Below are 9,010 nucleotides of genomic sequence, written 5' to 3'. Positions count from 1 at the left end.
TGCCGAACTATCGTTGTACAAAGGAGCAATCCATGACATCCGGGCAATGCCTGTGCGGGGCGGTACGTTTTTCCCTGGAAGTTGAACCGCGCTATTTCTATCGCTGCCATTGCACCCTGTGCCGCAAGCAAACCGGGGTCGGCCATAACCTCGCCACGCTGGTCAAGGCGGCTGATTTTCGCTGGGTCGCAGGGCAGGAGCAGATCAGCAGTTGGCAAAAACCCAGCGGCTACCGCAACGACTTTTGCTCGTCATGTGGTTCCACGGTGCCGAATCCTCTGCGCCAGACCCCGTACTTCTGGGTTCCCCTGGGGCTACTGGAGGCTGAGCTGAGCATGGCGTGCATCGGCGATTTTTGCACCGATGACGCTATGCCCTGGGACCAGCACCGCTCGCCGAACAATCACCGTGCGGCCCCGGAATCACTCGGGTTTATCCTGCAGGCCCTGCAGGTCGACGCTGATTGATTGCGGCGTTGCCGGCAAGCTGTCGACAAAGGCGCGGATCTGCCGGGAACCGCGCAAGTGCAGGGTAGGGATGTGGGGCCCGATGGCCTGGCGCACCATCTCGATGCCTGGACGGTAGCCACGGTCGAAGTTCCACACGAAGTTCAGGAAGGTCAGGAACGCCCGGTCGATCTTCTCGCTGCAGCCTGCGGGAAGGTCGGGGCGAGGGCGGTTCATGACGCTGCGCCGGATCACTCGGGTGAAGCAGGTGAGCCGCGGTGTATCGAGCCAGATAATCAGGTCGGCACCGGGCAGGCGCAGGTCGAAGGTGCGCCGGGCATAGTTGCCTTCACAGACCCAGGCCTTTGGCGCAACCGCGGCCTTGACCCGGGCGCGGAATTGCTCGGCGTCTGGCTCGACCCAGCCAGGCTCCCAGAACAGCCTGTCCAAATGCACCACGGGCAGGCCAAGGCGGCTGCCGAGGGCGCGGGCCAGGGTAGATTTGCCGCTACCGGCGTTGCCGAGAATAACAATCCGTTGCATGGTCGCACTGCCTGTCGCGAAAAAAGCCGGCGATTGTGCCTAATGCCGATCAGTTAAGCGACAACAGGAACCTGTAGCAGCTGCCGAAGGCTGTGTTGGGTGGCGCAGCGACCCCAGCAATACCAAGTCAAGCGAGCGTCCTGTGGACCTTGACGCAGCCTGAGTGGTACGGGCTTGAGCTTGCAGGTATCTTGCGCTCCATCAGGAATGGTTCAGCAGAACCCCCAACCAAGGAAGACCATGAACAACAGTACGGTGCGCTTTGCACCTTGGGTCGGCTCGCACTACGAGCGAGGATGTGGCGGGTTACGCATTCTCCTGGTGTGCGAGTCTCACTATGGCGCCAAACAGCACGAGCGCCCCACCGTTACATCCGAAATCATCAAGGCACTTGCCCTAGGCCAGAGGCACCCTAAAGCCACCGGTAAACTTCGGCGCCATCCCCATTTCACGAAAATCATGACGGCGGTGCAGAACGTTCGGCAGGCCTTCACCGGCGCGCAAAAAGCAGACTTCTGGAGCAGTGTTGCCTATTACAACTTTCTGCAGGAGTTCCTGCCAGACAGTCGAATTCCGCCGCCGCAAGGCGCTTGGCAGCGGGGTGAGCGAGCATTCAGCGAAGTCTTGGCGGTGTTGGCACCGGATCTGATTGTCTGCTTCAGCGTACGTAACGGTAAGTTGATTCGCTCGCTTGCCGGTGATGTGCCGGTGGCCGTGGTGAACCATCCCTCTTCGCGGTTTACCTATGCCAAAGTCAATCCAGTAATCGCTGAGCAAAAAGACCAAGCCTTGGTGCGCAAGACCCAAGGCCCCGCGTTCGTTGCCACTGCGGCCTTCGACCGCTGGAGCGAGGCCACCGCTTGTGCCTTGCCGACCCCCGGCCAACATCTTTGCGCGCAGGACAAAGCCGCACTCATTGCGCAGCGCAGGGAAGCAATGGCAGCACTTGATCAATCTTCAATGGCCTGGACCCAATGACAACCAACATCGCTAAACATACGCAAGCAGAGCAGAAACAGAGAGCCATCAAGCGACTTGCACAAATATTCCGCGATCATTGGGAAGAGGGCAGGGTTGGTAGTACGCGGATTTTTGAGCACGTCGTTCCTGATGCGTGGCTGATATGCGCCAGGTCATCCAGCGGCGGCAGGTATAGAGAACACATCGTGCCCTGTGTCCTGATCCGCGACCAAAGCATGAAGATGTATCAAGCCGGCGAGTTGGTCGAAGCTGTGGCAATGATGATTGAGCGGCATTTGGCGATTGTTTTGATCTCGGAAGAAGAAAAAAACCGGATGGATAAGCAGCGTGGCTGGAAAACCACCATGCCTGAAGGTTGGGAGTTCGGCTCGGGAGATCCCTTTGCGCGACTCACCTCCTGTGGCATTGAGTTCTCCTGATCAAACGCCTGGATGGATGGCTGCGTTCACCCGCAGCCTTTTAGGCGCACTCGAGCTAATCCCGCAAAAAACCGGATGAACCGTTGGGCGCTTGCTCCCGAAGATGATTTTTATCATCAGGCGATGAAACATTCGGTAGCATACCCGCCATTCTCAAGGAGGCTGGAACCATGGACCCGAACACAATGTTGGCTTTTACCCTGGTCGCTGCGATTGCCATCGCCAGCCCGGGTCCTGCGACCTTGATGGCGATCAACAACAGCCTGACCCATGGTCAACGCAGCGCAATCTGGTCGTCGCTGGGCAATGCCAGTGGGCTGTTCTGCCTGTCGGCGGCCGCGATGCTGGGGTTGGGCGCGCTGCTTGCCAGTTCGGAATGGATGTTCAATATGGTCAAGATCGCTGGCGCCGGGTATTTGTTCTACCTGGGGGTCAAGCAGTTGCTCAACAAGACGCCATTGCTGGCTGATGGGATTGAGCAGGGGCAGAGCGTTCGCCCCAACCCCTTTAAACTGTACCGCTCAGCGGTGGTGACCGCGCTCGCCAACCCCAAGGCGACGCTGTTCTTTACCGCGTTGTTCCCGCAGTTTATCGATCAAGGCGCAGCCCTGTTTCCACAATTCCTGATCCTGACCGGGATATTCATGGCGCTTTCGTTGCTGTCGTTGAGCCTGTATGCCGCGCTCGCCTCGCGCGCCAAGGGCATGCTGGCGCGACCTGAGTGGTCGCGCTGGGTCAGCCGCGTGGTGGGGGTAACTTTCATCGGGTTTGGTGCGGCGATTCTCGCGATGCGCCGGCAAACCGCCTGATCGTCTGGCGTTGGCACAAAGGCTCACCACACCAGCGCCCAGCTTAACCAGCCGCTGAGTAACGTGGCCGCCAACGCCACCAGCACCGTATTGAGGCAAGCGAGGGCGAAGCCGAACCTGATCAGTTCGCCTTCTTCCTCCGCCTGGGTTTTTGCCAGCCCCACGATCAACATGACAATCGATATCGAGCCGAGTGCGGCATGCCCTGCCGAACTGTTCTGCACCGCGGCCAACAATAGGCGCGCGGATTCGGGTAGCAGGGCGATGGCCGGCATGAAGATCGCGTTGCCGCCCACGTTCGAGCCGGTCATGTAGCCCGAGAGTGCACCGAACATCGTCACCAACGGCATCGCGGCGGCGGGTGAAAGGCCGGCCAGCAGTTGCATCAATCCCGCCAGGAAGCCGGCCTTGACCATGATCTGCGACATCGCCAGGAAGAAAAAAATCGTCAGCAACGGCCGCTTCGCCCGCGCCATCAGTGCCACCGGCAGACTGCCGTCCGACCCCACCTTGTGTGGTGTGGCCCGCGCATGCAGCCACACGCCGACCAGCACCAGCAGCAGGGCTACGCCAGGGGAGGCCAGGGGTTTCCAGGTGACCTGGGCACCAGACACCAGCCATTGATCCTGCCAGGAAGTCAGGGTCAGGATCAGCTTCAAGGAGACGATGCAGACAATCAGCACCAGGTACGGCCATGCCTGACGCGGCCAGTGCACGGCAATGCGCGGACTGGCGCTGCGTCGCACGCGCCACACTCCGCCAGCCAGCACCGCCAGGGCCGTCACCAGGGCCGCGGCAACACCGGCCACTTCCGGGCCCAGCCAGCGACTGGCGCTGTACAGCGCCGCCATAAACAACAGCCAGTAAATCCCCAGCGCCGCCCATGCCCGCAACTCACGCACACCCGCCAGATACAGCGCCAATCCACTGAGCAGCAAAAACACCGGCGCGCTGGTCAGTGCCGAGGTCGATGACAGTGCCCGGGCATCCAGGTGCGCCAGCGAAGCGCCTATCACCGAGGCCAGGCCGAGCGTGCCCCACGGCATGATCGCCATGCCCACCAGCGCAATGCGCAGCGCGACCCGGCGCTCGAAGAGGCTCAGCAGCAAGGGCACCGTGGCGATCAAGGACACGCCGAACCCGGTCATGGCTTCCAGCAGCGGCGCCAGGCCGAGCACGATGAACACCACCTGATCGCCGCTGCCCAGGCCCAATGAACGCACCCACTGGCTCAGCGCCAGGTTGACCCCCAGGCGTTCGATCACGATCACGAAGGCCAGGCCCGGCACAATCACGAAGGCGGTACTGGCAAACAGCACCGCCGTGTCCTTGAGGGCGGCCACCATGCTGCCCAGGTGCCAGGCATCGGCTGCACCGGCGAGCCACAGCAGCAGTACCAGCAGAGTGCCGGCGACGGCGGCCTGCACAGGTGGCCGCCGCAGCACGACGAGCATAGCGGTGACCAACAGGAACGGGGACAGATGAAACAGCGCGACCATGCCAATAATATCCTGTGTGGGTGCCCGGACAGCCGCGGGTGCGGCGTGTGGCCAAGATAATATTTCGCGGCAGTAGATAAAGGGTCGCGGTTTTCTGCTAGTTTTCGAGAAAATTTCTCGCGAGTCAGCATGATAAAAAACCCTGCAACAAGCCAAGCCCTGGACAAATTCGACCGTGCGATCCTCGACCTGGTCCAGTGCGACAACACCATGGCGCTGCGCTTGATCGCCGAGCAGGTCAACCTCTCGACCGCCGCCGTCCAGCGACGCCTCAAGCGCATGGAGGAGGGTGGCGTGATCACCGGCAACGTCGCCATCGTCGACCCAACCGCCGTTGGCCGACCGATTACCATCATTGTCGAGGTCATGGCCGAGCGCACCAGCCTGGAGGCACTGGAAGCCATGAAGGCCCACTTCGCAGTGCCCGAGGTGCAGCAGTGCTACTACGTCACCGGGGAAGTGGACTTTGTCCTGGTGCTGACCGTCGCCAGCATGCAGGAGTACCAGGCCCTGGCAAGGCGCCTGTTTGCGCAGAACACCAACGTCACCTGGTTCAAGACGATTGTGGCGCTGGATCGGGTGAAGGTTGGGTTGGATGTGCCGAGTGGGGGTGGGTAATGGGTGGTTTGGTTTCTGGCGGCCTGTTGCTCATTGCGCTGGGCTGCTATCGGCCAGAAACCGAGGTTCTCTGTTCTAGAGCCAACGTCTGACCTGGCTGCAGTATTGCGTGAACTCACTCCCGAAAAGCCTGGCAAGGGCCCGCTCCTCCGGCCCGATCTGGAAGCGGTTCATGTACATCACGAAGCCCGGCACGCCGAGGAGTGCCGGCGGCCAGGCGAGGAAGATTGACCAGGCTATCAGGACTGTGGCGAAACCTAAGTACATCGGGTTGCGTGTGTATCTGTAGACGCCCGAGCTGACCAGGGCCGAAGCGGTTTGCGGCTTCAGCGGGTTGACCGTGGTGCGGGCACGGCGAAAGGACAGTACGCCGGCTAGACAAATGGCTACGCCTGCCAGCGCCACCACCAGCGCCAGGGCAATGCGCCACTCGATAGTCAGCTCCAGGGTGCCCGGTGAGTGTCGAGCTGCGAACCACATCAACAGACCGAACAGGGCAGCAACCAGCGGCGGAGGGATGCGGTTGTCCATGAGCAATTCCTATTTGAGACGAACTGGCTACTAGCGTGAGGGTTATAGCCGCTATAGGGTCAAGCCCCTTGAGTGCGATGGAGACTGCGGGGCACGTTGGAAGTCAGGCACGGGCAAACGCATCAGGACGATCACTATCAATATCGCAGTACAACCGATACTGGGCGCGACAGCGGCTCTTCATAAAGGCTGTCAGCATCGGTAAAAAAGATAAAGCGCTGTTTCGCCCACCCTAAATCTCTCCGTTAAACAGCTCGCTCAACGCTCGGTATACGCGCCTGTTCATGTGTTAAATTTATTGAATTCACTATCTAGCGACTCGAGTATTCATTCCATGGATGAACTGCGCAGGATTGACCTCAATATGCTGGTAACGCTTCATGCGTTGTTGGCTGAGAAACACGTCACGCGAGCATCAGTACGTCTGCATAAAAGCCAGCCGGCAGTCAGCCACGCGCTCGGTTTGCTCAGAGCACATTTCGATGACCCTTTGCTCATTCGTCGCAATGGGACGATGGTTCTGACAGCGAGGGCACAAGCGCTGGCTCAACCGCTTCAGGATGCCTTGGGCCACCTGAATTCGCTGTTGGGCGCTCCGTCATTTGAGCCATCAACAGCAAGAGGCCGTTTCAGATTGTCGCTATCGGACTATGCCGCGCGAATCCTTCTACCTCGGCTTGCCCAGAAGGTTCGTCGAGAAGCTCCAGGTATTGATTTGGCTATCAGCCAGGCCAGTCGAGAAATGATGATTTCTCAGCTGCTGGATGGTGAACTCGACCTTGCACTAGGCATCTTTCCCGAGGTTGCGGATGCCATTGCGCTTCAAGATCTGTTTTGCGAAGGATTCATCAGTCTTGCAGATAAGCAAGTACTGCCAGCGAAGGGTGGCCTATCACTGGACGATTGGTTGTCGCGCCCGCATGTGATGCTCGCACTACGCCCCGATGCGAACGATGAGATCGAGCAGGCGTTAGCCGCCCAGGGTTTGAAGCGTCACATTGCGTTGGCTTTGCCGCACTGGAGTGCGGCGGTTGAAGTACTGGCGGGCACTGATCTGATTCTTACGGTTGCCAGTCGCGCGGTGGGCTCGATGCGCAATCACAAATCGCTACGGCAATTCGAACCGCCCATTGATATCCCGCGATTCGCCTACCAGCAGGCCTGGCATACCAGGAAAGAGGGTGATGCCGCACACCGCTGGCTGCGGGAAGCCGTTTTCGAGTGCTCTCAGCCAAGCTGACATCAAGCTGAAGCATCCAGGTTGCGTTCCATCACGACTAGTGGCGGAGAATGGCCTGTTCATCAAACGGCTCAACCCGAAGGCAAAAGTGATCGACGTTGTGTCTTTGCTTACCCGCCGGCTGACCACCCTGACGACCGATAGGCCCATTCACATCAACCAGGTCAATCATGGATGTCCCTGCGCTCAATGTCCTGTACCCGCAGTACAACATGGTCGATACGTTGAATTGAAAATCTGCGCATTACGATCACTCCTGTCGGATCACTGATTTGAGTCCCCATCCAGTTTCGAATCCTCAGTTGGGCACTCTTCATAGTGCGGGCACCCAGTTCGACGACTCAGTTAACCTTCGAAAACAGTTGAGGCACCTCACCCGAGAAGTCGACCCATGGGTTGGTATCGAGCAACTCTGCATGCGCTACGCTGGGTTCATCGAAGCGAATGGTGAAGCTTTCCGGCCCATGGGCGTAGGCAACAATCAAGCCCTGGTGCGGGTCCATGTAGCCGGCGTGCATGCCGAAACCAGGATAGCTGAGGCGCACGGCAGGTCCTTGAGGATTGATTTCATGCACAGTCAGACGCGCAAGGACGCCATCTGGCAGCACAAACATCCAGGTGAAAGCACCTCCAGATACCACTGTCATCACCTCATCAATGCCCGCGCCATTGTCCGAAGTGTTTACATGAAGACGACCATAACGATTCAGAGCCCAAGTTCGCATCTCTGGAGTCATGGCCTTCATGTCGTAAACTTTTGGATAGGGCGCTGTATCTCCCTCACGGGTACCCAGGTAGCCACCACGGTGCAGCTCGGGAGTCCGGCCTGCGAGGTGGATTTGCTCCAGCAGTTCAGCACGGTTGAGACTGAATATTGACAGCAACTGGTTTTGGTCTTCTTCACTGATGGCGTTAGTCAGCGATGCTTTGAGAATCGGCTTGGCCTCTTCGGGAATAGAAACAGTGCTGGCGCGTACTCCCACGCTGCGCAAGATAGCGTTGACGCTATCAATACCTTCGACATCGGGACGGCCATCGCTGAATTGAAGTTTTACGAAGTTCATCTTTGTATCTCCTATCGTGAGTCAGAAAGTTGCGGTTGCGTTGCGGGTTTACATAAAGCGGGAAGAGCGGGTTACTTGCTGGTTTGGGTAGCGCTGTTATCAACTGTTGGAGTGTTGATACCCTGAACCATCAATACACCTCCAAAGATGAGCACTACCCCTGCCAGTCGAGTGAAGGTGACCGGTTTGTTGGGAAGTCCCATCAATCCGTAATGGTCAACCAGGATGGAAGCCGAAATCTGTCCTGCGACGACGAGCAGTAGAAATCCGCTAGCTCCTAGCTGAGGGGTGATGGCCGTTGCGCTGCCTACGTACACGGCACCCAAAATGCCGCCGATCCATAACCACCAGGATCCCTGCAAAGCCTTGCCGACATCCGGCGCAGATACCCGCATGACTAACAGTGCAATCACCACCACAACGGAGCTGACAAACAGCGACGTTAACGCCCCCCAAAGCGGGTGCCCTAACGCTCGACCCACGGCTGCGTTACTGGCGGCCTGGAAGGGCAGGACTGCGCCTGCCAGCAATGCGGTACCCACCGGGATAAGTGCGAGAGCTACTGCCTTACTGAACATGGCATTCCCCTTTGGAGATGGCTGGTTTCGATGGGCAAATGCTCTCCAATCCATAGAGATTATGGAAATCACATGTTTGCACATGCATTATTCATATGGTGGATAGCTATGGAGGCAAGGCCTCCTAGCACAACCTGCGCTCAGTAGATTGAAGGGGAATGATTTTCGGCTTTTACTTCCTGGAGTCGAAAAGCTAGCTGACTATTTGACGCATGCTTTAGTTGAGCTGAAGTGTCCTGCTTTAAAAATCATCCATTGATGTGCGCACCGACAGCCAGTCAG

At 58.5% G+C, this 9,010-nt stretch carries 11 protein-coding genes and 1 pseudogene; 6 read left to right on the top strand and 6 right to left on the bottom strand.

From position 1 onward, the window contains the following. Nucleotides 1–32: 32 nt before the first annotated feature. Nucleotides 33–467, top strand: coding sequence for a GFA family protein (locus tag ACIOVD_RS11820; protein WP_401127832.1), 435 nt, complete (start codon nucleotides 33–35; stop codon nucleotides 465–467). Here the strand turns inward: ACIOVD_RS11820 and ACIOVD_RS11815 are convergent. Further along, nucleotides 423–989 (bottom strand): AAA family ATPase, encoded by a 567-nt coding sequence (locus ACIOVD_RS11815; RefSeq protein ID WP_095168655.1) that lies wholly within the window; start codon nucleotides 987–989, stop codon nucleotides 423–425. The two genes, ACIOVD_RS11820 and ACIOVD_RS11815, sit on opposite strands and share 45 nt — an antisense overlap. 240 nt (nucleotides 990–1,229) lie before the next feature. Between ACIOVD_RS11815 and ACIOVD_RS11810 the strand changes: the two genes are divergently transcribed. The 3 genes from ACIOVD_RS11810 to ACIOVD_RS11800 all read left to right on the top strand — a co-directional run bounded on the left by ACIOVD_RS11810 (nucleotide 1,230) and on the right by ACIOVD_RS11800 (nucleotide 3,198). Beyond that, the gene (locus ACIOVD_RS11810; RefSeq protein ID WP_401127830.1) at nucleotides 1,230–1,967 is read left to right on the top strand and encodes a hypothetical protein; all 738 of its coding nucleotides are present in this window, start codon (nucleotides 1,230–1,232) and stop codon (nucleotides 1,965–1,967) included. After that, on the top strand, nucleotides 1,964–2,389 hold the full coding sequence (locus ACIOVD_RS11805; RefSeq protein WP_095168658.1) for a hypothetical protein: 426 nt from the start codon (nucleotides 1,964–1,966) through the stop codon (nucleotides 2,387–2,389). The genes ACIOVD_RS11810 and ACIOVD_RS11805 overlap by 4 nt, the downstream gene beginning before the upstream one ends. Nucleotides 2,390–2,559: 170 nt before the next feature. Continuing rightward, nucleotides 2,560–3,198 carry a LysE family translocator gene (locus tag ACIOVD_RS11800; protein WP_401127828.1) on the top strand — a complete coding sequence of 213 codons (639 nt, stop codon included), beginning with the start codon at nucleotides 2,560–2,562 and terminating at the stop codon, nucleotides 3,196–3,198. Between the two features lie 23 nt (nucleotides 3,199–3,221). Here ACIOVD_RS11800 and ACIOVD_RS11795 read toward each other — a convergent pair whose 3' ends face one another. Beyond that, nucleotides 3,222–4,697 carry an L-lactate permease gene (locus ACIOVD_RS11795; RefSeq protein WP_401127826.1) on the bottom strand — a complete coding sequence of 492 codons (1,476 nt, stop codon included), beginning with the start codon at nucleotides 4,695–4,697 and terminating at the stop codon, nucleotides 3,222–3,224. 129 nt (nucleotides 4,698–4,826) lie between these two features. Here ACIOVD_RS11795 and ACIOVD_RS11790 point away from each other — a divergent pair, with 129 nt between their 5' ends. Further along, nucleotides 4,827–5,315, top strand: a complete 489-nt coding sequence (locus ACIOVD_RS11790) for an Lrp/AsnC family transcriptional regulator (RefSeq protein WP_401127825.1) — start codon at nucleotides 4,827–4,829, stop codon at nucleotides 5,313–5,315. A 75-nt stretch (nucleotides 5,316–5,390) separates the two neighbouring features. On the opposite strand, the gene ACIOVD_RS11785 is transcribed toward ACIOVD_RS11790, so the two are convergent. Next, entirely contained in the window at nucleotides 5,391–5,846 is a 456-nt protein-coding gene (locus tag ACIOVD_RS11785; protein WP_401127823.1) for a methyltransferase, read from the bottom strand. Nucleotides 5,847–6,180: 334 nt separating this feature from the next. Here ACIOVD_RS11785 and ACIOVD_RS11780 point away from each other — a divergent pair, with 334 nt between their 5' ends. Further along, entirely contained in the window at nucleotides 6,181–7,086 is a 906-nt protein-coding gene (locus ACIOVD_RS11780; protein ID WP_401127821.1) for a LysR family transcriptional regulator, read from the top strand. Nucleotides 7,087–7,126: 40 nt separating this feature from the next. Here the strand turns inward: ACIOVD_RS11780 and ACIOVD_RS11775 are convergent. The 3 genes and pseudogenes from ACIOVD_RS11775 to ACIOVD_RS11765 all read right to left on the bottom strand — a co-directional run. Next, nucleotides 7,127–7,331 (bottom strand): annotated as a pseudogene (locus ACIOVD_RS11775) (VOC family protein); the annotation flags it as partial. Between the two features lie 96 nt (nucleotides 7,332–7,427). Further along, entirely contained in the window at nucleotides 7,428–8,150 is a 723-nt protein-coding gene (locus ACIOVD_RS11770; RefSeq protein WP_401127819.1) for a hypothetical protein, read from the bottom strand. A 71-nt stretch (nucleotides 8,151–8,221) separates the two neighbouring features. Next, nucleotides 8,222–8,728, bottom strand: a complete 507-nt coding sequence (locus ACIOVD_RS11765) for a DMT family transporter (RefSeq protein WP_401127817.1) — start codon at nucleotides 8,726–8,728, stop codon at nucleotides 8,222–8,224. Nucleotides 8,729–9,010: the final 282 nt, after the last annotated feature.

The sequence above is a fragment of the Pseudomonas sp. NPDC087626 genome, from assembly GCF_044743405.1.
In the GTDB taxonomy this organism is placed as follows: Bacteria; Pseudomonadota; Gammaproteobacteria; order Pseudomonadales; family Pseudomonadaceae; genus Aquipseudomonas.
This window is presented reverse-complemented; position numbering and strand designations above follow the sequence as displayed.